This is a genomic window from Paraburkholderia sp. 32 (assembly GCF_050435345.1).
GTDB classification, from domain to species: Bacteria; Pseudomonadota; Gammaproteobacteria; order Burkholderiales; family Burkholderiaceae; genus Paraburkholderia; species Paraburkholderia tuberum.
In genome coordinates this window covers 1,521,128-1,544,028 of the sequence record NZ_JBNDKD010000003.1, presented here as the reverse complement: position 1 = coordinate 1,544,028, position 22,901 = coordinate 1,521,128, and the positions used below count along the sequence as shown (strand labels likewise).

Annotated in this window: 21 protein-coding genes and 1 pseudogene; 11 read left to right on the top strand and 11 right to left on the bottom strand. The window is 66.1% G+C overall.

Annotated elements, in window-relative coordinates; all coding sequences use genetic code 11:
* Positions 1-109 precede the first annotated feature (109 nt).
* Positions 110-1,075: a threo-3-hydroxy-L-aspartate ammonia-lyase gene (locus OKW26_RS29780; RefSeq protein ID WP_429356015.1), complete on the top strand. Its 966-nt coding sequence runs from the start codon at positions 110-112 to the stop codon at positions 1,073-1,075.
* Positions 1,076-1,147: 72 nt separating this feature from the next.
* Here the strand turns inward: OKW26_RS29780 and OKW26_RS29775 are convergent, their stop codons facing one another.
* Together OKW26_RS29775 and OKW26_RS29770 are read right to left on the bottom strand one after the other, a co-directional pair.
* On the bottom strand, positions 1,148-1,828 hold the full coding sequence (locus OKW26_RS29775) for a LysE family translocator (protein WP_184053273.1): 681 nt from the start codon (positions 1,826-1,828) through the stop codon (positions 1,148-1,150).
* A gap of 46 nt (positions 1,829-1,874) precedes the next feature.
* A complete protein-coding gene (locus OKW26_RS29770; protein WP_429356014.1) occupies positions 1,875-3,449 on the bottom strand; it encodes a UbiD family decarboxylase in 1,575 nt (524 codons plus the stop codon).
* Positions 3,450-4,064: 615 nt separating this feature from the next.
* On the opposite strand from OKW26_RS29770, the gene OKW26_RS29765 reads away from it, so the two are divergent.
* Complete coding sequence (locus OKW26_RS29765) at positions 4,065-5,279, top strand: transglycosylase SLT domain-containing protein (RefSeq protein ID WP_429356013.1); 1,215 nt, start codon at positions 4,065-4,067, stop codon at positions 5,277-5,279.
* A gap of 98 nt (positions 5,280-5,377) precedes the next feature.
* Here OKW26_RS29765 and OKW26_RS29760 read toward each other — a convergent pair whose 3' ends face one another.
* From OKW26_RS29760 to ribBA, 4 genes are all read right to left on the bottom strand, one after another.
* On the bottom strand, positions 5,378-6,574 hold the full coding sequence (locus tag OKW26_RS29760; protein ID WP_429356012.1) for a pyridoxal phosphate-dependent aminotransferase: 1,197 nt from the start codon (positions 6,572-6,574) through the stop codon (positions 5,378-5,380).
* A 159-nt stretch (positions 6,575-6,733) separates the two neighbouring features.
* Positions 6,734-7,168: a transcription antitermination factor NusB gene (gene nusB, locus OKW26_RS29755; RefSeq protein ID WP_429356011.1), complete on the bottom strand. Its 435-nt coding sequence runs from the start codon at positions 7,166-7,168 to the stop codon at positions 6,734-6,736.
* Positions 7,165-7,677 carry a 6,7-dimethyl-8-ribityllumazine synthase gene (gene ribH / locus OKW26_RS29750; RefSeq protein ID WP_184058095.1) on the bottom strand — a complete coding sequence of 171 codons (513 nt, stop codon included), beginning with the start codon at positions 7,675-7,677 and terminating at the stop codon, positions 7,165-7,167. The genes nusB and ribH overlap by 4 nt, the downstream gene beginning before the upstream one ends.
* Before the next feature lie 48 nt (positions 7,678-7,725).
* On the bottom strand, positions 7,726-8,859 hold the full coding sequence (gene ribBA, locus OKW26_RS29745) for a bifunctional 3,4-dihydroxy-2-butanone-4-phosphate synthase/GTP cyclohydrolase II (protein WP_184023248.1): 1,134 nt from the start codon (positions 8,857-8,859) through the stop codon (positions 7,726-7,728).
* A 329-nt stretch (positions 8,860-9,188) separates the two neighbouring features.
* Here ribBA and OKW26_RS29740 point away from each other — a divergent pair, with 329 nt between their 5' ends.
* From OKW26_RS29740 to catA, 7 genes are all read left to right on the top strand, one after another.
* Positions 9,189-10,310 (top strand): enolase C-terminal domain-like protein, encoded by a 1,122-nt coding sequence (locus OKW26_RS29740; protein ID WP_187630788.1) that lies wholly within the window; start codon positions 9,189-9,191, stop codon positions 10,308-10,310.
* Positions 10,311-10,338: 28 nt separating this feature from the next.
* The gene (locus OKW26_RS29735; protein ID WP_429356010.1) at positions 10,339-11,376 is read left to right on the top strand and encodes a hypothetical protein; all 1,038 of its coding nucleotides are present in this window, start codon (positions 10,339-10,341) and stop codon (positions 11,374-11,376) included.
* Positions 11,373-12,038, top strand: a complete 666-nt coding sequence (locus tag OKW26_RS29730) for a gluconate 2-dehydrogenase subunit 3 family protein (RefSeq protein WP_429356009.1) — start codon at positions 11,373-11,375, stop codon at positions 12,036-12,038. Before OKW26_RS29735 ends, OKW26_RS29730 begins: the two co-directional genes overlap by 4 nt.
* The gene (locus tag OKW26_RS29725) at positions 12,028-13,671 is read left to right on the top strand and encodes a GMC family oxidoreductase (RefSeq protein WP_429356008.1); all 1,644 of its coding nucleotides are present in this window, start codon (positions 12,028-12,030) and stop codon (positions 13,669-13,671) included. Before OKW26_RS29730 ends, OKW26_RS29725 begins: the two co-directional genes overlap by 11 nt.
* A gap of 306 nt (positions 13,672-13,977) precedes the next feature.
* A complete protein-coding gene (locus tag OKW26_RS29720; RefSeq protein ID WP_429356007.1) occupies positions 13,978-15,114 on the top strand; it encodes a muconate/chloromuconate family cycloisomerase in 1,137 nt (378 codons plus the stop codon).
* Positions 15,115-15,141: 27 nt separating this feature from the next.
* Positions 15,142-15,432 (top strand): muconolactone Delta-isomerase, encoded by a 291-nt coding sequence (gene catC / locus OKW26_RS29715; protein WP_090801477.1) that lies wholly within the window; start codon positions 15,142-15,144, stop codon positions 15,430-15,432.
* A 78-nt stretch (positions 15,433-15,510) separates the two neighbouring features.
* On the top strand, positions 15,511-16,446 hold the full coding sequence (catA, locus tag OKW26_RS29710; RefSeq protein WP_429356006.1) for a catechol 1,2-dioxygenase: 936 nt from the start codon (positions 15,511-15,513) through the stop codon (positions 16,444-16,446).
* Positions 16,447-16,769: 323 nt separating this feature from the next.
* On the opposite strand, the pseudogene OKW26_RS29705 reads toward catA, so the two are convergent.
* From OKW26_RS29705 to OKW26_RS29685, 5 genes and pseudogenes are all read right to left on the bottom strand, one after another.
* Positions 16,770-16,886 (bottom strand): annotated as a pseudogene (locus OKW26_RS29705) (energy transducer TonB family protein); the annotation flags it as partial.
* A 216-nt stretch (positions 16,887-17,102) separates the two neighbouring features.
* The gene (locus OKW26_RS29700) at positions 17,103-17,738 is read right to left on the bottom strand and encodes a riboflavin synthase (protein WP_429356005.1); all 636 of its coding nucleotides are present in this window, start codon (positions 17,736-17,738) and stop codon (positions 17,103-17,105) included.
* Positions 17,739-17,753: 15 nt separating this feature from the next.
* On the bottom strand, positions 17,754-18,905 hold the full coding sequence (gene ribD, locus OKW26_RS29695) for a bifunctional diaminohydroxyphosphoribosylaminopyrimidine deaminase/5-amino-6-(5-phosphoribosylamino)uracil reductase RibD (RefSeq protein ID WP_187617179.1): 1,152 nt from the start codon (positions 18,903-18,905) through the stop codon (positions 17,754-17,756).
* Between the two features lie 63 nt (positions 18,906-18,968).
* Positions 18,969-20,252: a glutamate-1-semialdehyde 2,1-aminomutase gene (hemL, locus tag OKW26_RS29690; RefSeq protein WP_429356004.1), complete on the bottom strand. Its 1,284-nt coding sequence runs from the start codon at positions 20,250-20,252 to the stop codon at positions 18,969-18,971.
* A gap of 140 nt (positions 20,253-20,392) precedes the next feature.
* Positions 20,393-20,884 (bottom strand): hypothetical protein, encoded by a 492-nt coding sequence (locus tag OKW26_RS29685; protein ID WP_184058075.1) that lies wholly within the window; start codon positions 20,882-20,884, stop codon positions 20,393-20,395.
* 282 nt (positions 20,885-21,166) lie between these two features.
* Here OKW26_RS29685 and OKW26_RS29680 point away from each other — a divergent pair, with 282 nt between their 5' ends.
* Both OKW26_RS29680 and OKW26_RS29675 read left to right on the top strand, forming a co-directional pair.
* Positions 21,167-22,387, top strand: coding sequence for a Bcr/CflA family multidrug efflux MFS transporter (locus OKW26_RS29680; protein WP_184058073.1), 1,221 nt, complete (start codon positions 21,167-21,169; stop codon positions 22,385-22,387).
* A gap of 214 nt (positions 22,388-22,601) precedes the next feature.
* Positions 22,602-22,832 carry a hypothetical protein gene (locus OKW26_RS29675; RefSeq protein WP_429356003.1) on the top strand — a complete coding sequence of 77 codons (231 nt, stop codon included), beginning with the start codon at positions 22,602-22,604 and terminating at the stop codon, positions 22,830-22,832.
* Positions 22,833-22,901: the final 69 nt, after the last annotated feature.

Genomic DNA, 22,901 nt, shown 5'->3' with positions numbered 1-22,901 from the left:
TTCCGCAGCGTTCCTGGCTGGTGTCGCGCGCTCGCGCGAGCGCCGTTCCAAAGCATCGAGGAAGCTGGGAGAATGGCTGCTTCGCCACCGCTCCAGGAGAGTTTCGCCGATGCAAGCGCTTCCCGCTCCCACCTTCGATGACGTCCTCGACGCCGCCACGCGTCTCGAAGGCGTCGCGCACCGCACCCCCGTTCTGACATCGAGCACGTTCGACGAGCGCACTGGCGCGTCGGTGTTCTTCAAGTGCGAAAACTTCCAGCGCATGGGCGCGTTCAAGTTCCGCGGCGCGTACAACGCGATTTCGCATTTCGACGCGGAGCAGCGCAAGGCGGGCGTGCTGACCTATTCGTCGGGCAATCACGCGCAGGCGATCGCGCTGTCGGCGCGCCTCGCCGGCATTCACGCGACGATCGTGATGCCGCACGACGCACCCGAGGCCAAGGTCGCCGCGACCAAAGGCTACGGCGGCGAAGTGATCAGCTACGACCGCTACAAGGAAAATCGCGAGGAAATCGGCCACCGGCTCGCCGAAGAGCGCGGCATGACGCTGATCCCGCCGTACGATCATCCGCACGTGATCGCCGGCCAGGGCACCGCGGTCAAAGAACTGATCGACGAAACCGGCCCGCTCGACATGTTGTTCGTGTGCCTTGGCGGCGGCGGGTTGATCAGCGGCAGCGCATTGTCGGCGGCCGCGCTGAGCCCCGCCTGCACGGTGATCGGCATCGAGCCCGAGGCGGGCAACGACGGCCAGCAGTCGCTCGCACGCGGCGAGATCGTTCATATCGACGCGCCGCGCACGATTGCCGATGGCGCCGCTTCGACGCATCTGGGCCACTACACGTTCGCGGTCATCCGCCGGCTGGTCGCGCGAATCGAAACGGTCAGCGATGCGCAACTGATCGAGACGATGCGCTTTTTCGCGCAGCGCATGAAGATCGTCGTCGAACCGACTGGTTGTCTCGCGGCGGCGGCGGTGCTGAACGGCGTCGTGCCGGTGAACGGCAAGCGCGTCGGCGTGGTGGTGAGCGGTGGCAATGTCGATCTGCCGAAGCTCGCGCAGTACCTCGCATGAGCGGCTCACGTCGAGTCGCATGAAGAAAAACGGCTCGCCGATGCGAGCCGTTTTTTTTGTTCGCGAGCCGCTTCAGCTTGCCACCTGCGCGGTGCTCTGCACGATCAGATCGCGATACCCGTTGACGATCACGCTGTACGAGAAATAGGCGAACAGCAGTGCCGACAGAACGTGACACGCGCGCAGCAGACCGGCGCCCGCGCGCTTGCGTCCGTGGCTGCCGAGCCCGCAGATGAAAAGCGTCCAGCACAGGCCGCCCAGAAAGAATCCGCCGAGGAAGATCAGCGCGGTTGTCGGGCTCGTTGCGCCGGCCTTCGCGATCAGCGCGCCGCCGACCGCCGCGAACCACAGGATCGCCGACGGCGACGACACCGCGAGCAGCACGCCGCGCACAAACCCGCGCCATGCCGACTGATGCGGCGCAGCCGCGTCGCCTTCGCCGGCAACAGCTTGCGCCGTGGCCGGGAACATCGCTTCACGCGCCATCTTCCAGGTGAGAAACAGGAGGATCGCCGCGCCGCCGATCCATACGACCCAGCGCACCGATTCGAACTGCAGCAGCGCGGCCATGCCCGCGAGCGCGAGCGTCGCGTAAATGAGATCGCCGACGCAAGAGCCGAGGCCGAGCCAGAAGCCCGGCCGAAAGCCGTGCGACAGAGTCAGCGAAATGATCGCGACGTTGACGAGACCGATATCGAGGCACAGCGACAAGGACAGAAAAAAGCCGTCCGACATCATTGAAAAAGCGTGCATCCGCGCGAGCGCTCCATCCGTTATTGATTGTGCTGTCCCGCGCGCGTTACAGGCCGAGGCCCAACTCGTTCCACAAACTATCGATGCGCTGTTTGACCGCGTCGTCCATCACGATCGGGCGGCCCCATTCACGGTCGGTTTCGCCCGGCCACTTGTTGGTTGCGTCGAGCCCCATCTTCGAGCCGAGGCCGGCTACCGGCGACGCGAAATCGAGATAGTCGATCGGCGTGCGGTCGACGAGCACCGTGTCGCGCGTCGGGTCCACTCGCGTGGTGATCGCCCAGATCACTTCCTTCCAGTCCCGGATATTGACGTCCTCATCGACGACGACGATGAACTTCGTATACATGAACTGCCGCAGGAAGCTCCACACGCCGAACATCACGCGTTTCGCGTGGCCGGGGTAGCTCTTCTTCATTTGCACGATCGCCATGCGGTAACTGCAGCCTTCGGGCGGCAGATAGAAGTCCGTGATCTCGGTGAACTGCTTCTGCAGCAGCGGTACGAACACTTCGTTCAGCGCGACGCCGAGCACCGCCGGCTCGTCGGGCGGTCTGCCGGTGTAGGTGGAGTGATAGATCGCGTCGCGGCGCATCGTGATGCGCTCGACCGTGAAGACCGGGAACCACTCCTGTTCGTTGTAGTAGCCGGTGTGATCGCCATACGGGCCTTCGAGCGCGTGTTCGTACGTGGCCGACGCACCCTTCGACGGACGCGGCGGTGCGCCGGCCGGGGCGGGCGAGGGTGCGCCTTCCTGCGGATAGATGAAGCCCTCGAGCACGATCTCGGCGCGCGCGGGGACCTGCAGACCGTCGACGCCCGGTGTGACGCATTTCGCGAGCTCGGTGCGCCCGCCGCGCAGCAGGCCGGCGAACTGGTATTCGGACAGCGTGTCGGGCACCGGCGTGACCGCGCCGAGAATCGTCGCCGGGTCCGCACCGAGCACGACGGCCACCGGATACGGCTTGCCGGGATTTTTAAGCGCGAACTCACGAAAATCGAGCGCGCCGCCGCGATGCGCCAGCCAGCGCATGATCAGCTTGTTACGCCCGATCAGTTGCTGGCGATAGATACCCAGGTTTTGTCGACTCTTGTTCGGCCCTTTCGTGACGGTCAGACCCCAAGTGATCAACGGCCCGGCATCGCCGGGCCAGCAGGTCTGAATGGGCAATTTGGCAAGGTCGACGTCATTGCCTTCCCAGGCGATTTCCTGGCAGGGCGGTGCGTTGACCGTCTTCGGCGCCATGTCCCACACGGCCTTCGCTAGCGACAGCAGCTTGCCGGCGTCCTTGAGCCCTTTCGGCGGCTCGGGTTCCTTCAACGCGGAGAGTAGCCGACCGACATCGCGCAGCGATTCGAGCGCCGCCTGGTCGCCCGCGCCCGCTTCGGCATCGATGCCCATGCCAAGCGCGACGCGACGCGGCGTGCCGAACAGATTGCCGAGCACCGGGAACGCGTGCCGCTCGGTGTTCTCGAACAACAGAGCCGGGCCGCCCGCGCGGAGCACACGGTCGCAAAGTTCGGTCATTTCGAGATTCGGCGATACTTTTTGCGAAATTCGGCGCAATTCACCGATCGCCTCGAGGCGGCCGATGAAATCGCGTAAGTCTTTGTATTTCATCTGTGACGGTTCAGGGCCGCATGCACGGCGCATAGGACGGGGAGGCAGGAGGAACGGCGTTGGTACCTATCTGACGCAAAAAACGATTGTCGATTTTACCTGCGTTAGCCACCGCACGTAGATCGACCAAATGGTCTAGTCCAAACAGCCAGGGTCGGATCGCCCGAAACGCGCATTGAGCGCGGTTCTCGGGTGACTGAACACTGTTCATAATTACGAAAAGTTATCATTCTTGAATTCTATAGTGTTGACGATCTATAAAACCGTGCATAGAATCCGTCCACATTGGTTGCAGGGCGTTAACCTTTTTACCGTCGCCCCCGGTCCTCAGACGCAACGCGTCACCGTTTTGCTTCCCTGCAGGGTAGAACGGCATGATTGAAGTCCCTCACCAGCGTCCACCAACGCTGGTTTTTCGCGTGGGAGCCAAGCCTGATACACATCGAGTATGTGTGGGCTGTTTTTGAGATGGCTCCCAAAACGGTATATGTTGCCGTTTTCCCGACGTCGCTGCTGCCCAACCAGAGAGCACGCGATGTCTTGACTCTGCGAGCGCGCCGTACCGCCTGATTTGTCCCGGCGGAGTTCGCGGATCATGCAAGATGGGAGATCTGAATGAACGCCTGGTTATCGTGGCGTCCCGATGAGCGTATTGCGCAGATTGTGCGCGGTGCGCTGCGCAGCGGGACGCGACTGAGTCATCACCTGTTCAGCATTGTCGGCGGGATCGCCGTGGTGCTGGCTCTCGCACTGTGGCTGATGCCGACCTGGCGCGGCGCGCTCGCCGCGCGTCTGATGCCGGTCATTTCCGCCGCCGTGCAAGCGGGCCCCGCCCGCCTGCTGCAAGGCAATCCGCTGCCCGCCATCGGACCGACCAGAAACGCCGACGCATCCTCCGACGAATCGCTGTCGGCCGATTCGCCGAACACGCTGACCACGCCGAGTCCCACCGATGGCTCGAACGACGGCAGCATGACCCTCACCGCGGCCACCACCGGCTTCGACGGCGCGTTCGACGGCGCCGGCACGTCGGGCACGAGCGCCGCCGCGCTCAACGGCCTCGATCCGCGCACGATGCAGGGCGTCAGCGCGCTCGCACGTCTGATTCCGCAGCAGCGCGTGTCCGCCGATGCACGCGATGACCGCGTGCTCGTGTCGAGCCACGAGCAGGACCTGGTCGCGTCGTACCTCGCGCGGCGTTATCGCGTCGCTCAGGAGCCCGTCGGCGAGCTCGTCAAAGCCGCGTTCGACACCGGCCGCGAAGTCGGCCTCGATCCGCTGCTGCTGCTGTCAGTGATGGCGATCGAATCGGGCTTCAATCCGTACGCCGAGAGCGGCGTCGGCGCGCAGGGCCTGATGCAGGTGATGTCGAAGGTGCATTCGGACAAATTCCAGTATTTCGGCGGCCAACGCGCGGCGCTCGAACCGCTCGCGAACATCAAGGTCGGCGCGCTCGTGCTGAAGGATTGCATCGCGCGTGGCGGCTCGCTGCCGGGCGGCCTGCGTCTGTACGTCGGCTCGACCACGCCGGATGACGGCGGGTACGGCGCGAAGGTGATGGCCGAGCGCGGTCGTCTGCGCGACGTCGCGCGCGGCCGTAAGGTGCCGATCAATGCGCCGCAAGCTCCGGTGCTGACCGCGTCGGCCACGCCGGCGCCAGCCGCGGCGACGAGTGGTGGCAATGGCAAGCGCGTTCAGGTGACACTGCAAGGCGGTCACGCGCTGAGCCCGACGACGTCGGCGGCGCACACGCAGCCGGCCGATCAGGACGACGCGAGCGCCAATTCGACGACGCGCCACGTGGCGTCGGCGTCGGAGCTGGGGGCTTGAGTTAGACGTTGCCGTGCCGCATGAAAACAACAAGGACACCCTCGGGTGTCCTTTTTTGCGTCTGGCAGGCCGGTTGCTGCCGAATCAATCCCGATGCGTCAATGCCGCCCGAACAGCTTTGCCAGCCGCTCGACCGCCTCTTCGAGCTTTGGATAGGCGGTCGCATATGACAGCCGGATGTAGTCCTTCGGCGCGTGCGTGCCGAAGTCCATGCCCGGCACCAGCACGACCCCGGCATCGTGCAGCATCGCCTTCGTGAGCGCCGCGCTGTCGCCGGCCGCCGGATGCGCGACGCCTCGGCAGTCCGCGTACACGTAGAACGCGCCGTCCGGCATCGCCGGCACGGAGAAGCCGAGCGATTCGAGCGCCGGCGCGATGAAGTCGCGGCGTCGCTTGAATTCGAGGCGCCGCGCTTCGTAGATCGCGATCGTCTCCGGCTCGAAACAGGCGAGCGCCGCGTGCTGCGCGAGCGCCGACGCGCAGATGAACAGGTTCTGCGCGAGCTTTTCGAACGCGCTGACCATCGCGGGCGGCACGACGAGCCAGCCGAGGCGCCAGCCGGTCATGTTGAAGTACTTCGAGAAGCTGTTGACGGTGACCACGTCGTCGCCGAACCATAGCGCCGACACCGGCTTGGCGTCATAGCTGAGGCCCTGGTAGATCTCGTCGACGATCGTGAAGCCGCCGCGCGCGCGCACGGCCTTGACGATGCGCTCGAGTTCGGCCGGCTCGATCGACGTGCCGGTCGGATTCGACGGCGACGCGAGCAGCACGCCGCGGGTGCGCTCGCCCCACAGGCGTTCGACGTCGGCGGCGGTCAGCTGGAAGCGCTCGGCCGGCCCGCTCGGCACCATCACCGGCTTGCCTTCGGCGGCGATCACGAAATGGCGGTTGCACGGATAGCACGGGTCGGGCATCAATACTTCGTCGTCGCGATCGACGAGCGCCGCGCACGCCAGCAAGAGCGCGGCCGATGCGCCCGCTGTCACCACGATCCGTGCCGGATCGACGTCGATGCCGTAGAACTCGGCGTAATGCGCGGAAATCGCATCGCGCAGCGCGTGCACGCCGAGCGCGCTGGTGTACTGCGTGACGCCGCGGCGCAGCGCGCTCGCGGCCGCCTCGATGACCGGTTCGGGCGCCGTGAAATCCGGCTCGCCGATGCCCATGTGAATGATGTCGCGCCCCGCGCGTTCGAGCAGCACGGCCTCCTTGGCCAGTTCCATCACGTAGAAAGGCTGGATGGCATCGACGCGCGCGGCAAGCCGCACGAGAGGTTCGGTCACGGAGTTCATACGGTCAGTCCAGGTCAGAAGCAGGACGGCGCCTACCCATCAAATGATGCGTTCATCGATGCGCGCAGCGCCGTCCTTGCGGGCGATCGAGGTGCTTCGCCCTGTGCAGTGCGACGTGGCAGGGAGCCGATGCGCGGCATGGCCCCACCGGCGCCGCGCTCAGCTCTTGCGAGCCGCCTGCGTCTCGGTGGCCCGCAGTTGCGCCGAGAGCTTGTCGAGCACGCCGTTCACGTACTTGTAGCCGTCCGAGCCGCCGAACGTCTTGGTCAGCTCGACCGCTTCGTTGATGACCACGCGATACGGAATGTCGACGTGATTCTTCAGTTCGAACGCGGCGACCAGCAGCACCGCGCGTTCGACCGGCGACAGTTGATCGATCGGACGGTCGAGGCACGGCGCGATCGCGGCGGAAAGTGCTTCGGAATCGCGCATCACGCCATGCAGGATCGCGTCCAGGTGCTCGTGATCGGCCTTGTCGTAACCTTGCGCGCCGCGTAGTTGCGCGTCGATCTCAGCGCCGGGCGAGCCCGACAGCAGCCACTGGTAAAGCCCCTGCGTGGCCAGTTCGCGGGAGCGTCGGCGTGCGCTCTTCATGCCTCTTCCTCGTCGTCTTCGTCTTCATCTTCGTCGTCATCGCCGCCGAGTTGCTCGAGCGCGACCGCGAGGTTCGCCATTTCGACAGCCACGCGCGCGGCGTCGCGACCCTTCTCGGTCATGCGCGCGACGGCTTGCTCGTCGTTCTCGGTGGTCAGCACCGCGTTCGCGACCGGAATGCCGAAGTCGAGGCCGATGCGCGTGATGCCCGCGCCGCTTTCGTTCGAAACCAGCTCGAAGTGGTAGGTCTCGCCGCGGATCACCGCGCCGAGCGCGATCAGCGCGTCGAATTGCGCGCTTTCCGCGAGCTTTTGCAGCGCGAGCGGGATTTCCAGCGCGCCCGGCACCGTGACGAGCAGCACGTCCTGGCCGGTCACGCCGAGGCGTTCGAGTTCTTCGATGCAGGAGTCGGCGAGGCCGTTGCAGACGGGTTCGTTAAAGCGCGCCTGGACGATGCCGATGCGCAGTCCGTCGCCGTCGAGATTCGGTTGGTATTGTCCGATTTCCATATGAATTCCGTAGTGTTTGAGTGGGCGCGAGGCGCGTGAGTGGCCGGATCAGAGTTGCGGGGCTTGCGTTTTGCTGCCGGGCATCGGAATGAAGCCCGTGACTTCGAGACCATAACCCGACATGCTGCCGAGCTTGCGTGGGTTCGACAGCACCTGCATCTTGCCGACGCCGAGTTCGCGCAGAATCTGCGCGCCGATGCCGTAGGTCTTGAAGTCGACCGGCCGGCGCTTCAGCGCGTCCGCTTTTTCCTTCGAGTCGAACGCCTTGAAGACGTCGATCAGATGGTCTTTCGAGTCGCCGCAGTTCAGCAGTACGACCACGCCGAGATCGCGTTCTGCGATTTCCTGGATGGCCGCGTCTAGCGTCCACGAATGGGTGGATTCGCCGACTTCGAGCAGATCCAGCACCGACAGCGGCTCGTGCACGCGCACCGGCGTGTCGCGATCGGGCATCGGCGTGCCGCGCACCAGCGCGATGTGCGGCTGGCCGCTCGGCTGATCGAGATACATGACCGCGCGGAACGCGCCGTGCGCGGTTTGCATCGTACGTTCGCAAACACGCTCGACGATCGACTCGGTGCGGCTGCGATAGTGAATCAGATCGGCGATCGTGCCGGTCTTCAGGCCGTGCTCCTTGCCGAACTCGAGCAGGTCCGGCAGACGCGCCATCGTGCCGTCGTCCTTGATCACTTCGCAGATCACCGCGGCAGGCGTGAGGCCCGCGAGCCTCGTGAAGTCGCAGCCGGCCTCGGTATGGCCGGCACGCACCAGCACGCCGCCCGGCTGCGCCATGATCGGGAAGATATGGCCCGGCTGCACGATGTGCTCGGCCTTGGCGTCCGGCGCGACCGCGGCCGCGATCGTGCGGGCCCGGTCGGCCGCCGAGATGCCGGTCGTCACGCCTTCGGCCGCTTCGATGCTGACCGTGAACGCGGTGCCGTACTGCGTGCCGTTGCGGTAGGTCATCAGCGGCAGGTTCAGCTGCTGGCAGCGATCCTGGGTCAGCGTCAGGCAGATCAGGCCGCGGCCGTAGCGAGCCATGAAATTGATCGCTTCCGGAGTGACAAACTCGGCGGCGATCACGAGGTCGCCCTCGTTCTCGCGGTCTTCTTCGTCGACGAGGATCACCATCCGGCCGGCTTTCAGTTCGGCAATGATCTCTTGGGTGGAGGCGAGCGTCATGTTGGCGAGTTTTTCGGGAAAGCGCGTATTTTACGCCACGCGCGAGCCCAAGTCGCCTCCGCCAGACGACATAGACCGTTTGGCCGACTGTGACGAGCCGGGCGGGGTTGCCATGCTCGTCGAAACGGTGGGCGAGCGCGCGAGTGGCGTTGGCGGCAACGCGAAGTGTGCTCCTGCGCGGCCCGCTTTACGGATTGCAATAGTGCGGAACGGTACTTGCGACGCAGCAGGCAGCTTTCGTCTCACTACCACCTGGAGACCGGAATGTCGGGGACCGTCGGCTGTTGCATCAATGAAGGGCGTCACGCGCGCGCGCAAGGAGCGCGTCGATGAAGCGCGGCGCCACGAGCGGGGGCTCGTCGCAAGCGCCCGTGAGCGCGCTGCGTGCGAGCGCGTACCGCATTCCGACCGACGCGCCGGAGGCCGACGGCACGTTCGCGTGGGACGCGACCACGCTGGTCGTCGTCGAGGTCGACGCGGGCGGCGACACCGGCATCGGCTACACGTACAGCGATGCCTGCATCGTCGCGCTGATCCAGGGCGCGCTCGCCGCCTGCGTGCTGAATCACGACGGATTGGACGTCGGCGCGCATTGGCAACGGTTGCAACGCCAGGTGCGCAATCTCGGCCGCGCGGGACTGGCCGCGACAGCCATTTCGGCAATCGACTGCGCGCTGTGGGACCTGAAGGCGAAGCTGCTCGGCGTGCCGCTCGTCGGGCTACTCGGCGCGTTGCGCCCGGCCGTGCCGGCGTACGGCAGCGGCGGCTTCACCACGTATACGAACCAGCGCTTGCAGCAGCAGTTCGCCGGCTGGGTCGCGCAGGACGGCTGCCGGTGGGTAAAGATGAAAATCGGCAGCGAGCCGGACAAGGACCCGGCGCGCGTCGCGGCGGCGCGCGCGGCGATCGGCGGTGCGGGCCTGTTCGTCGACGCGAACGGCGCGTTCACGCCGCAACGGGCGCTGTACTACGCGCAACGTTTCGCCGAGCACCAGGTGAGCTGGTTCGAGGAGCCTGTGTCTTCGGACGACGAAGCGGGCCTGCGCGGCGTACGCGAGCGCGTGCCGGCCGGCATGGAGATCGCCGCCGGCGAATACGGCTACACGCTCGACGACTTCCGCCACCTGCTCGCGGCGGGGGCCGTCGACGTGCTGCAGGCCGACGCGAGCCGTTGCGGCGGCATCACCGGCTTTCTGCAGGCCGCCGCGCTGTGCGACGCGTATCACGTGCCGCTGTCCGCGCATTGCGCACCGGCGCTGCATCTGCACGTCGCGTGCGCGGCGCCGCGCTTGCGCCATCAGGAGTGGTTCCATGACCACGCCCGGATCGAAGCCATGCTGTTCGACGGTGCGCCGCGGTTGCGCGACGGCCAGATGGAGCCGGACCTGTCGCGGCCCGGTTGCGGGCTCGAGTTCAAGCATGGTGACGCCGAGCGCTACCTCATCAAATAAAGCAGGCCACGACACGGAAGCGATATCGATGGGCTCTTCACGCGTACCCGGATTGCTGTACACGGCGGCGGCGGTGACGGCCGTCGCGGCGTTGGCCGCGCGCGGCGCGGGAAGACCTGAGTCGCATCGCGAACGGCGTGAGAGCGGCCCGCAACACCACGAGCGTCGGGCATCCGTGACGTTCCCGACGTGTGCCGCCCGCAGCCATCAGCGCGCGCCGGCGCGCGTGCACGCGAGCGAACCCACCGCCGAGGTGGAGGCACACGTCGAAGCGGCCCGCACCTTCAACCACAGCTCCGCGCTGCTCGCGCTGTCGGTGCTCGCCGACAGCGCGATGGAGCACTACCGCGGCTCGTTCGACAACCCCGCGATGTTCACGCCACTCGTCAGCGCGAGTCTGTCGCTCGCCGCGGGCCTGCATGGCGGCGCGGATCGTCGCGGCCAGACGCATCGCGCGCGCCATGCGATCTATCTGGCCGCGGCGGCGACGGGCATCGCCGGCACGGGCTTCCATTTCTACAACGTGATGAAGCGGCCGGGCGGCTGGAGCTGGAACAACCTGTTTCACGCGGCACCGCTCGGCGCGCCGAGCGCGTTGCTGCTGTCAGGCGCGCTCGGTGCCGTCGCCGAACGCTTGCGCGACGAGCCCGCAGACGACCCGCAACTGCTCGGCATGCCGGCCGGTCAGGCGCTCGGTCTGCTGGTCGCGGCGGGTCTCGTCGGCACGGTGGGGGAGGCCGCGCTGCTGCATTTTCGTGGCGCGTTTCAGCATCGCGCGATGTACGCGCCGGTCAGCATTCCGCCCATCACCGCCGCGCTGCTCGCGCATGCCGCGCTGTCCGCTCCGCGCGAGCGCTGGTACACGCGGCTCTGGTTACGCATCACGACCGTGCTCGGCTTTGTCGGCGCGGGTTTTCACGCGCGCGGGATCGCGCGTCGTCAGGGCGGCTGGCGCAACTGGAGCCAGAATCTGTTCGACGGGCCGCCGCTGCCCGCGCCGCCGAGCTTTTCCGCGCTGGCGCTCGCCGGGCTCGCCGCACTGCGTTTGCGGGAGACTGAAAAATGACCAACCGACCACGCTCGACCCGAGCCACCCGCTATCCCGGCTACGACGTGCTCGACAAACGCACGACGCCGTCGTGGGACGCGCACACCCGCGCGGTGATCGCCGAACGCCTCGCGACACCACTCGAGCCGCGCTTTTTCAACGCGGTCGAATGGCTCGCGGTCACGTCGCTGTGCGCCCGCATCGTGCCGCAAGCGAATGCGCAACCGGTGGTGCCGCTCGCCGCCCTGCTCGACGCGCGGCTCGCCGGCAATGGCAACGACGGCTACCGCGACGACCGTTTGCCGCCGATGCGCGACGCCTGGCGCATCGGCCTCGCCGCGCTCGATGCCGAGTGCCGCGAACGGGGCGGCCTGCCGTTCGCGAGCCTCGCGGAGGACCCGCAGATCGCGCTGCTCGGCCAGATGCAGCGCGGCGAACTGACGAACCCCGCGTGGCGCGGCATGCCGTCGAAGCTGTTCTTCGGCGAGCGCGTGCTGCACGACATCTGCGGCCTCTACTACTCGCACCCGCACGCGTGGAGCGAGATCGGCTTCGGCGGCCCGGCGAATCCGCGCGGCTATGTGCGCATGTACCTGAATCGCCGCGATCCGTGGGAGGCGGTCGAAGCGACGCCCGACACCCATGAGCAGGCCGCGAAGGAGAACCGCCGTGTCCGATGACGCGCAGCAACGGCCACGCGGCAAGGACGGCCGCGCACCCGACGTGTTCCAGCGCGGCGGCTGGGTGCCGATGCGCGCGTACCCTGACGGCGAGGAGGTCGATTTCGCGATCGTCGGCACCGGCGCCGGCGGTGGCACGCTTGCGTGCCGGCTTGCGGAAAAAGGCTTCAAGGTCGTCGCGTTCGATGCCGGCGCGTGGTGGCGTCCGCTCGAAGAGTTCGCGTCTGACGAAGCGCATCAGGAAAAACTGTTCTGGACCGACGAGCGCATCTGCGACGGCGACAATCCGCTGAAGCTCGGCAACAACAACAGCGGCAAGGCGGTGGGCGGCAGCACGGTCCATTTCGCGATGGTGTCGCTGCGCTTTCGGCCCGAGTGGTTCAAGTCGCGCAGCGTGCTCGGCTATGGCGCCGACTGGCCGCTCGACTGGCGCGAGATGTGGCACTACTACGGCGAGGTCGAGGACGCGCTGAAAATCTCCGGACCGGTGAACTATCCGTGGGGGCCGAAGCGGCCGCGCTATCCGTATCGCGCGCATGAGCTGAACGCGGCGGCGCTGGTGCTCGCGCGCGGCGCCGAGGCGCTCGGCATCGGCTGGAGCCCGACGCCGCTCGCGACCCTCTCCGCGCCGCGCGGCCGCGCGCATCCGTGCGTGTACCGCGGCTTTTGCGTGTCCGGCTGCGCGACCAACGCGAAGCAAAGCGCGCTCGTCACGTGGATCCCGCGTGCGCTGCGAGCCGGCGCCGAGGTGCGCGATCTGGCGATGGTCGGCCGCGTCGTCACCAACGACGCGGGGCTCGCCACCGGCGTCGAATATCTGCGCGAAGGACGCTGGCGATTCCAGCGCGCGAAGCACGTGGTGGTGGCCGGCTACGCGATCGAAACGCCGCGCCTGTTGCTGATGTCGGCCAACAGCCGCTTTCCTGACGGACTCGCGAACAGTTCGGGACTCGTAGGCAAAAACCTGATGGCGCAGTCGAATCAGGCCGTCTACGGCACCTTCGATGAAGACATCCGCTGGTACAAGGGGCCGCCGTCGCTCGCGCTCACCGAGCACTGGAACTACGAAGACAAGGGCAAGGATTTTTTCGGCGGCTACTGCTACATGAGCCAGGGGCCGCTGCCGAACGGATGGGTCGCGGTACAGAATGGCCGCGGCTTGTGGGGCGACGCGCTTGGCGCGGAGATGCTCAAGTACAACCACCAGGCGGGGCTGAAGATCGTCGGCGAGATGCTGCCGCAGCAGCGCAACCGCGTGACGCTTGCCGACGAGAAAGACCAGTACGGGCTGCCGATCGCGCGCGTCACCTATTCATGGTGCGACAACGACAAGCGGCTCATCGCGCATTCGCTCGACTTCATGGAGCAGGCGCTCGCGGCCGCCGGCGGCAAGGAGATCTGGCGCGAGACCGACGACACCTGCCACCTGAACGGCACCGCGCGCATGGGTGACGATCCGTCGACGAGCGTCGTCGACGCGGACTGCCGCAGTTGGGACATCCGCAACCTGTGGGTGTGCGACGGCTCGGTGTTTCCGACTGTGGGCGGCGTGAATCCGTCGCTGACGATTCAGGCGATCGCGTGTCGCACCGCCGAGCGCATCGCCGCGCTAGCCGCGCGCGGCGAGTTGTAGGGGGAGTGTTGCCCGCGCGCATGAACCGCAGTCCGAAACGATGGAGTACTCGCTGCGCGATCCGGGTGGTTACACAACATGCTCTCCATGCATCGAACATTGACCCAAGTCATGTTTGAGGCGCAAAAACGGGCCTCATTTTCGATGCCCCACCTGCATGGTGCAATGCCAAATCCATAGAAAGGCCGGGCTTGCTGGCCTCACCATACCCTGCAGGTATGAAAAAGGACAGGAAAAGTATTGGACGGGCCAAACGGGCGAAGGGTATAAAAACATCCAATGAACTCACTTCCCGCCGCAGCCGCCATGACCCAAGCGACCATCGAACGTATCGAAACCCGCCTCGTCGATCTGCCGACGATCCGTCCTCACAAGCTGTCGGTCGCCACGATGTACGGGCAGACGCTGATGCTGGTCAAGGTCTACTGCAGCGACGGCATCGTCGGGATTGGCGAAGGCACCACGATCGCCGGCATGGCCTACGGCCCGGAAAGCCCCGAAGCAATGAAGCTCGCGATCGACGCCTACTTCGCCCCGGCGATGATCGGCAAGGACGCGACGCAGATCCAGGCGCTGATGGCGCACCTCGGCAAGCTGGTCAAGGTCAATCATTTCTCGAAGAGCGCGCTCGAAACCGCGCTGCTCGACGCGCAAGGCAAACGTCTCGGCGTGCCGGTGAGCGAGCTGCTCGGCGGCCGTCGCCGTGAGCGCCTGCCGGTTGCGTGGACGCTCGCGTCGGGCGATACCGCGAAGGACATCGCCGAAGCCGAGCACATGCTCGACGTGCGCCGCCACAAGGTCTTCAAGCTGAAGATCGGCGCGAAGGAACTGAAGACCGACATCAAGCACGTCGCCGAGATCAAGAAAGCGGTCGGCGAGCGCGCCGCGGTGCGCGTCGACGTGAACATGGCGTGGAGCGAGACCCAGGCCGCCTGGGCGATTCCGGCGCTGGCCGACGCGGGCTGCGATCTGGTCGAGCAGCCGGTCGCGTCCGCCGCGGCGCTCGCGCGACTGATGCGCCGCTTCCCGGTCGCGCTGATGGCCGACGAAGTCCTGCAAGGCCCGGACAGCGCGTTCGAGATCGCGAAGAACGGCGGCGCCGATGTGTTCGCGATCAAGATCGAGCAGAGCGGGGGCCTGTTCGCCGCGCAGCGCGTGGCCGCGATCGCGGATGCCGCCGGCATCGAGCTGTACGGCGGCACGATGCTCGAAGGCGCGTTCAGCACGGTGGCGTCGGCGCATCTGTTCGCGAGCTTCGCGAATCTGCAATGGGGCACCGAGCTGTTCGGGCCGTTGCTGATCACCGAAGAAATTCTGACCACGCCGCTCGACTACAGCGACTTCGAACTGACCGTGCCGAACGGCCCGGGTCTCGGCATCGAACTCGACGAGGCGAAGGTCAAGCGATTCACGCGAGACGGGCTGATGAAGGTCACCCGCTAAACGGATTTTGATCAAGAGGATTCAACGATGCTTTTCCATGTGCGAATGGACGTGCACCTGCCGGTCGACATGCCGGCCGAAGTGGCGAACGAAATCAAGACCCGCGAGAAGGCTTACTCGCAGGAGCTCCAGCGTAGCGGCAAGTGGCGTCATATCTGGCGCCTCGTTGGCGAGTACGCGAATTACAGCATCTTCGATGTAGAGAGCAATGCCGAACTTCACGACATTCTGTCCGGCTTGCCTCTGTTCCCGTACATGAAGATTTCGGTGACGCCTCTGTGTCGTCACCCGTCGTCGATTCGGGACGGCGACATCTGAGCCCAGGGGCCAGGCGCTTTTGACGGCGAGCGCATCCAAAGCCATCTTTTCCCCCTATACCAACTGGAGACAGTCATCGTGAGCGTCAAAGTATTTGAAACCAAAGAAGTGCAGGATCTGCTGAAAGCCGCTTCCAACGTCGATGCCGGGAGTGGCAACGCGCGTTTCCAGCAGATCGTTTTCCGTCTGCTGGGCGACCTGTTCAAGGCAATCGATGACCTCGACATCACGCCCGACGAAGTCTGGGCCGGCGTCAACTATCTGAACAAGCTCGGTCAGGACGGCGAAGCGGCGCTCCTCGCGGCCGGCCTCGGTATCGAGAAGTATCTCGACATCCGCATGGACGCCGAGGACAAGAAGATCGGTCTCGAAGGCGGCACGCCGCGTACGATCGAAGGCCCGCTGTACGTCGCCGGCGCGACGGTGCGCGAGGGCGTCTCGAAGATCGACATCAACCCGGACGAAGACGCGGGCCCGCTCGTGATTCGCGGCACGGTCAAGGATCTGGACGGCAAGCCGGTCGCCGGCGCGGTCGTCGAGTGCTGGCACGCGAACTCGAAGGGCTTCTACTCGCACTTCGATCCGACCGGCGCGCAGAGCGACTTCAACCTGCGCGGCGCGGTGAAGACCGGCGCCGACGGCAAGTACGAGGTCCGCACGCTGATGCCGGTAGGCTACGGCTGCCCGCCGCACGGCTCGACGCAGCAGTTGCTGAACGTGCTGGGCCGTCACGGCAACCGTCCGGCGCACGTGCACTTCTTCGTCAGCAGCGACGGCCATCGCAAGCTGACCACGCAGTTCAACATCGAAGGCGATCCGCTGATCTGGGACGACTTCGCGTATGCAACGCGCGAAGAGCTGATTCCGCCGGTCGTCGAGAAAAGCGGTGGCGCGGCGCTGGGCCTGAAGGCCGATACGTACAAGGAGATCGAGTTCAACTTCACGATCACGCCGCTGGTCCAGGGTAAGGACAACCAGCTCGTGCATCGTCTGCGCGCTTCGGCCGAAGCGTAATCGCACGAGGCGGCGCCGTGGCGACACGGCCGCCGCCTTTCGTTGCCAACGGCCGGCGGTCTTGCCGGCCGAATTCCTGAAGCGTCGTGCTGCCGTTGCTTGGCGTTCTGGGCGAGTCGTCGCAAGGGGCGCTCGCAAGGCTCGAGCAACAGCGAAGAACCGGTCGCGCCCGCGGGAGAAGACGGCGGTCGTGTGGAGTCCGCGTTGCTCGCGGCCGCCGCGACGCCTGCGCCGGAGCGAGCCGTATCGCCGCTCGCGTGCGGTAGATTGAAAACGAAATTCGTTTCGACCGCCACAGGCTGATTGTCCATGCCCGTGAGAGCGCTGCACTGGGCACGCCGCGATGCCTGAAGGGCGAGGTTGTCGAACGCCGGATTGCCGGACGAGACTTCGACGACCGCGTCGCTGATCTGTCCACGTTCGTCGACCCATGCACGCACGATCGCATTGGGACGCGGCGCGTGCGCGACCGCAGCGCCGGAGCAGGTGCGGCTCTTTCATTGTGTTTGTCAGCTTCGGATCGTGCACGCGCGCTGGGTCACGGCCCCGGATTCGCCTCGCTCAAACCGGCTTGCTGCGCGGATCGATCGCTTTCCGGATACGCACCGAGCATGCGCTCCAGGTATCGCGTAACGGTCTCGAGGGAAGTGGCCAGGTTACGTCGAGGATGGATCGCCATCGCGCGGCGCATTGAGCATCCGCTCCACATAGCGCGCAATCAGATCGATCTCCAGATTCACTTTTACCCCGTCGTGCAGATGCTTGAGCGCCGTCACCTGCACGGTATGCGGAATCAGATTGATCGAAAACTCGCAGCCGTCGTCGCGATCAACGACGGAGTTCACGGTCAGGCTCACGCCATTGACCGTAATCGATCCCTTGTACGCGAGATAACGACCGATGTCGCGCGGCGCGAGAACGCGCAGCTCGTGCGATTCGCCGACCGGCGCGAAACGCGTGACGATACCGAGTCCGTCGACGTGTCCGGACACGATATGTCCACCGAGCCGGTCATGCGCGCGCAGCGCTTTCTCGAGATTGACCTCGCCGGTTTCGCCGAGACCGGCCGTGCGGTTCAGGCTCTCGCGCGACACGTCGACCTCGAACGAATGAGCGGTCTTCGCGACCACCGTCATGCAGGCGCCCTGGATCGTGATGCTGTCGCCGAGCTGCACATCGGCGAGGTCGAGCCCGCCCGCCTCGACGTTCAGGCGCACGCCCACGTCGCCGCCCGTGCCGAGCGGCTTGACTGATTCGATGCGGCCCACTGCCGCGACGATTCCTGTAAACATCGTGCTAGTCCTTGATCATTTCGAAACGGTGGGCGACACGGTGTCGGTCCCGGGTAAGGCTGTCGGCGCGAAACGCGCGAGGATCCGCAGATCGTCGCCGATCCGCTCGACCGTGTGGAAATTCAGCTTCACTCGGTCTTCGAGCTGGTCGGGCGCGTCCAGATTGAACATGCTCATCGAGTCCACGCCGAGCAGGCTCGGCGCGAGATAGACCAGCAGTTCATCGACGCAGCCTTCGCGCAGCAGCGAACCGTTCAGCTTGTAGCCGGCTTCGACGTGCAGCTCGTTGACGTGACGCTCGCCAAGCACGCTCAGCATGCGCGGGAGATCCACCTTGCCGAACGCGTTCGGCAGCGGCACGATCTCGGCGCCGCGCTCGCGCAGCGCGCTCGCGCGTTCTTCGAGACGCGCGTCGAGCTCGCCGCAGAAGATCAGCGTCGGCGCGCCGGCCAGGATCTGCGCGTCGAGCGGCACGTCGAGCTGGCTGTCGATCAGCACGCGGTGCGGTTGGCGCGGCGTATCGACCGCGCGCACGGTCATGCGCGGATTGTCCTCGCGCACAGTGCCGATGCCGGTCAGGATCGCCGACGCGCGCGCACGCCACGCATGACCGTCGGCCCGCGCGGCCGCGCTCGTGATCCACTGGCTCTCACCCGACGGCAAGCCGGTGCGGCCATCGAGCGACGCCGCCACTTTCATGCGCACCCACGGACGGCCGCGCGTCATGCGCGACACGAAGCCGATGTTCAGCTCCCGCGCTTCGTTCGCGAGCAGCCCGCAGCGCACTTCGATACCGGCTTCGCGCAGCATCGCGAGACCGCGGCCGGAGACCTGCGGGTTGGGATCTTCCATCGCCGCGATCACGCGGCCGATCTGCGCTTCGATCAGCGCGTTCGCGCACGGCGGCGTGCGGCCGAAATGGCTGCACGGTTCGAGCGTCACGTAGGCGGTCGCGCCGCGCAGGTCGTGGCCGCGCGAGCGCGCGTCCTTCAGCGCGCGAATTTCGGCGTGATCCTGGCCGGCCGGCTGCGTGAAGCCTTCGCCGATCACCTCGCCGTTTCTGACGAGCACGCAACCGACCCGCGGATTCGGGTCGGCCGTATACATGCCGCGCTTCGCGAGCGCGAGCGCGCGTTCCATGTGGACGAAATCGGTTTGCGAGAACATCGGTGTCCGTTGTGGTGCGGTGTCTGGGTCGTGCGAGTTGCGGCCTTTGCTTGGGGCCCGGCTTCAGCCTTTCAACGCTGCGAACGCGCCGCGCGCGGCGTCGATCGTCGCGTCGATCACCGCGTCGTCGTGCGCGCTCGACACGAAGCCGGCCTCATACGCGGACGGCGCGAAGTACACGCCCGCGTCGAGCATCTTGTGGAAGAACGCGTTGAAGCGCGGCACATCGCTCTTCGTGACGTCGGCGAAGCTCGTCGGGATCGATTCGCGAAAGTAGATGCCGAACATGCCGCCGAGCGCATCGGCCGCGAACGGCACGTCCGCTTCGCGTGCCGCCCGCGCGAGCCCTTGCGCGAGACGCGTGGTGCGCGCGGCGAGCGTGTCGTAGAAGCCGGGCGCCTCGATCAGCTGCAGCGTCTTCAGGCCGGCCGCGACCGCAATCGGATTGCCCGACAGCGTGCCCGCCTGATAGACGCCGCCGAGCGGCGCGAGGTGAGCCATGATGTCGCGCCGGCCGCCGAACGCCGCCGCCGGCATGCCGCCGCCGATTACCTTGCCGAGGCAGGTGAGGTCCGGCGTGATGCCGTAGAGTTGCTGCGCGCCGCCGAGCGCGACGCGAAAGCCGCACATCACTTCGTCGAAAATCAGCACCGCGCCATACTCGGTGCACAGGCGCCGCAGCGCCTGCAGGAATTCAGGGGTCGCGCGCACGAGGTTCATGTTGCCAGCGACCGGCTCGACGATCACCGAAGCGATCTCGTTGCCGAACGCCTTGAACGCTTCTTCGAGCTCGGCGACGTTGTTGTATTCGAGCACGGTGGTGTGCTTCGCGATATCGATCGGCACGCCCGCCGAGGTCGGATTGCCGAAGGTCAGGAGGCCCGAGCCGGCCTTCACGAGCAGGCTGTCCGCGTGGCCGTGATAGCAGCCTTCGAACTTGACGATGCGGCTGCGGTTCGTGAAGCCGCGCGCGAGACGCAGCGCGCTCATCGTCGCCTCGGTGCCGCTCGACACCATGCGCACCTGTTCGATCGACGGCACCAGCTTGCAGATTTCCTCGGCGATCTCGACTTCCGACTCGGTCGGCGCGCCGAACGAAAAGCCATTCACGAGCGCGCGCTGCACGGCTTCCAGCACTTCGGGATGAACGTGGCCGAGGATCATGGGGCCCCACGAGCCGATGTAGTCGGTATAGCGCTGGCCGTCCGCGTCCCAGAAGTACGGGCCATGCGCGCGCTCGATGAAACGCGGTGTGCCGCCGACGGAACGGAAAGCGCGCACCGGCGAATTCACGCCGCCGGGGATCGTGCGTTGCGCGCGTTCGAAGAGGGTTTCGTTTCTGGACATGGCGATGGCTGGAATAGGGAGCAGGGGTTGCGCAGCGGCGCAAAGGGCCTCGGACGATTCCCGCGGACCCTTCGCGCGATGCTGGGGTGGATCGAGAAATTGTACCGGAGTCGGCGCCGGCGGGCTGTGCGGGCGGGCGGTCACGGCGGCGCGTGTTTCGCCTGGCTGCCCGGTGCGGGTATCGTCGGCGGCTTGCGCCTGCCGGTCAATTCGGCCCAGCGCTTCTCCAGCGCGCCTTCGGCGATCGGCTTGATGATCGTGCCCGAGCTTTGCGCATCCCACGTCTGCACCGAGAACGGATGCACACGCAGCTGATCGCGCGTGATGACCGGCGCGTGATGCGCATCGACGAGCCAGTCGTAGACGAAATCGATGCACAGCCGGTAGCCGCGTTTGGTCGACGCGTCGGGGACTTCGTAGGGCGCGCGCGTCACGTAGCCCGAACCGAAGATGCCCTTCGGCTCCTGCGCGACGCGATGCAGGAACACGCGATCGCCGGGCAGGATGCCGCGCGCAAAGCCGCAGCCCCACACGTCGGCCACCGCGTCGCCGGCCGCCACGCGTTTCGCGATGTCGGGCAACTCGGGCCACGGCCATTTTTTGGGGCTCCAGATGAGCAGGAAGGCGGTCATCGCGGGTTCGAACGGGATCAGGGGAAGGGCGTTGCGCGACGTCGAGCTTTTATGTCGGGCCGTCAAGCTGCGCATACGGAAGCGCGTTGGGCATGCTGGCGGCAGCTTAACCGATCGAGGCTGATTGCGCCGCGCGGCGCTGTCGCGCAACGTCCACGCAGCGGGCCACGAGCGCCGTCAGCGGATTAACCGTCGCGTACAATCGAGCCGGTCAACTGATGGCCGTTCCCGCTTCACCCGTTCCGCTGCCGATGCCGGCGCGGCGTTCCATCCGGATTTCCCATGTCTCACGTCGTCAGACGCCGGCCCGATGGCCGGCTGATCCTGTTGCTCGGCGCGCTGGCCGCGTGCGGGCCGATTTCCATCGACATGTATCTGCCGAGCCTGCCGACCATCGCGCAGGCCTTCGCGGTCGGCACGGGCGCCGCGCAATCGACGCTCACGAGCTTCATGTTCGGCTTTTCGATCGGCATGCTGCTGTACGGTCCGCTGTCCGATACGTATGGCCGTCGGCCGATCCTGCTTGGCGGCATCATCATGTATGCGCTCGCGAGCATCGCCTGCTCGCTGTCGGTCTCGATCGGCTCGCTGGTTGGTTTCCGCTTCGTGCAGGCGTTGGGCGCGGGCGCGGCGTCGGTGCTGGCTCGCGCGATCGCGCGCGACGCGCACGAGCCGGGCGACGCGGCGCGCGTCCTGTCGATGATCGCGATCGTCACGGCGATCGGTCCACTGCTCGCGCCGCTGATCGGCGGACAGTTGCTGCTGCTGGGCGGCTGGCGCGCCGTGTTCGTCGCGCTGACGCTGTTCGGTTCCGTGTGCGCGGTGACCGCATTCCTGAAGGTGCCGGAGACGTGGCCGCGCGAGATGCGCGCGCAGTCGGCGCTGCTGAAGTCGTTCGGCGCGTATGGCACGCTGCTGCGCGATCCGGTTGCGTGGGGACACATGTTGTGCGGCGGCATGGCGTTCGCGTCGATGTTCGCCTACATCACGGCGACGCCGTTCGTATACATCGAGTATTTCCACGTGTCCGCGCAGCACTACGGCTTCCTGTTCGCGCTGAACATCGTCGGCATCATCTTCGGCAATTACCTGAACACGCGGCTCGTCGGCCGGCTCGGGCCGGTGCCGATCATCTCGTTCGCGGCGACCGTGAGCTTCGTCGCGTCGCTGTTCGTGTCCGTCGTGTCGCTGACGGGGTGGGGCGGCTTATGGTCGATCGTGTTCGGGCTGTTCTTCGTCGTCAGCGTGGTGGGCGTGTTGTCCGCCAACTGCACGACCGATCTGATGCATCGCTATCCCGCCAACGCGGGCGCCGCGGCGGCCGTGTTCGGCGCGGTGCAGCTCGCGCTCGGCGCACTGTCGAGCCTCGCGGTCGGACTGTGGCAGGACGGCACGCCGAAGGGCATGGGTATCGTGGTCGGCGTGGCGGGCTGTCTGTGCTTTGTCGGACGCATGCTCGTGATGCGTTGGCACGGGACGAAGTCGCCGGTTGCGGCTGTGTGAGCGTGTTGTTCGGATCTCGAGGGTGAGCACTGCGCGAGCGCTGTTAAAACGGCGTGAAAACTGGATGACGATCGTGCTATTGCGGCTGTGGGCATCGGCCGACGCGTGAGTTCATCGGACGCGTCTCCGGAAAACACCTGGTGTTGCGCGCGCACCACCGTGCGTCGCGCTTTGCATTGCTATGATGAAGTCACTGTTCCTCGGAGCGGCACTCATGGCGATCAAAGACCTGATGAACGGCGAACGGCAATTAGCCGCATTCGCCGAAGCGCAACGGCTGGCCGACAGCGGCGCTTATTACGATTACACCGACATCGAATACGTCTTGCGCTTTGATCACGGTTTGACGGATGTATCGGCTCTGCTCGATAGCCAGTTGATGCATCGCGATCTGAATCGTCGTTGCGCGGATGCGCGCGAAAAGCTCGAGATGGCGGACGCGTGATGCGTGTTGCGTGTTGCGCGGGTTCGTGCTGAATGAAGCACGGCGATGAATCGCTCCGAGATTTTCACT

Bases quoted from the DNA above. Each gene is read 5' to 3' on its own strand.
- OKW26_RS29760 (WP_429356012.1), bottom strand. From the start codon at position 6,574: ATGAACTCCGTGACCGAACCTCTCGTGCGGCTTGCCGCGCGCGTCGAT.
- OKW26_RS29685 (WP_184058075.1), bottom strand. From the start codon at position 20,884: ATGACCGCCTTCCTGCTCATCTGGAGCCCCAAAAAATGGCCGTGGCCC.
- nusB (WP_429356011.1), bottom strand. From the start codon at position 7,168: ATGAAGAGCGCACGCCGACGCTCCCGCGAACTGGCCACGCAGGGGCTT.
- OKW26_RS29730 (WP_429356009.1), top strand. From the start codon at position 11,373: ATGACCAACCGACCACGCTCGACCCGAGCCACCCGCTATCCCGGCTAC.
- ribD (WP_187617179.1), bottom strand. From the start codon at position 18,905: ATGTTCTCGCAAACCGATTTCGTCCACATGGAACGCGCGCTCGCGCTC.
- ribBA (WP_184023248.1), bottom strand. From the start codon at position 8,859: ATGACGCTCGCCTCCACCCAAGAGATCATTGCCGAACTGAAAGCCGGC.
- OKW26_RS29780 (WP_429356015.1), top strand. From the start codon at position 110: ATGCAAGCGCTTCCCGCTCCCACCTTCGATGACGTCCTCGACGCCGCC.
- OKW26_RS29775 (WP_184053273.1), bottom strand. From the start codon at position 1,828: ATGCACGCTTTTTCAATGATGTCGGACGGCTTTTTTCTGTCCTTGTCG.
- catC (WP_090801477.1), top strand. From the start codon at position 15,142: ATGCTTTTCCATGTGCGAATGGACGTGCACCTGCCGGTCGACATGCCG.
- OKW26_RS29770 (WP_429356014.1), bottom strand. From the start codon at position 3,449: ATGAAATACAAAGACTTACGCGATTTCATCGGCCGCCTCGAGGCGATC.
- ribH (WP_184058095.1), bottom strand. From the start codon at position 7,677: ATGGAAATCGGACAATACCAACCGAATCTCGACGGCGACGGACTGCGC.
- OKW26_RS29765 (WP_429356013.1), top strand. From the start codon at position 4,065: ATGAACGCCTGGTTATCGTGGCGTCCCGATGAGCGTATTGCGCAGATT.
- OKW26_RS29720 (WP_429356007.1), top strand. From the start codon at position 13,978: ATGACCCAAGCGACCATCGAACGTATCGAAACCCGCCTCGTCGATCTG.
- OKW26_RS29700 (WP_429356005.1), bottom strand. From the start codon at position 17,738: ATGTTTACAGGAATCGTCGCGGCAGTGGGCCGCATCGAATCAGTCAAG.
- OKW26_RS29680 (WP_184058073.1), top strand. From the start codon at position 21,167: ATGTCTCACGTCGTCAGACGCCGGCCCGATGGCCGGCTGATCCTGTTG.
- hemL (WP_429356004.1), bottom strand. From the start codon at position 20,252: ATGTCCAGAAACGAAACCCTCTTCGAACGCGCGCAACGCACGATCCCC.
- OKW26_RS29675 (WP_429356003.1), top strand. From the start codon at position 22,602: ATGGCGATCAAAGACCTGATGAACGGCGAACGGCAATTAGCCGCATTC.
- OKW26_RS29740 (WP_187630788.1), top strand. From the start codon at position 9,189: ATGAAGCGCGGCGCCACGAGCGGGGGCTCGTCGCAAGCGCCCGTGAGC.
- OKW26_RS29735 (WP_429356010.1), top strand. From the start codon at position 10,339: ATGGGCTCTTCACGCGTACCCGGATTGCTGTACACGGCGGCGGCGGTG.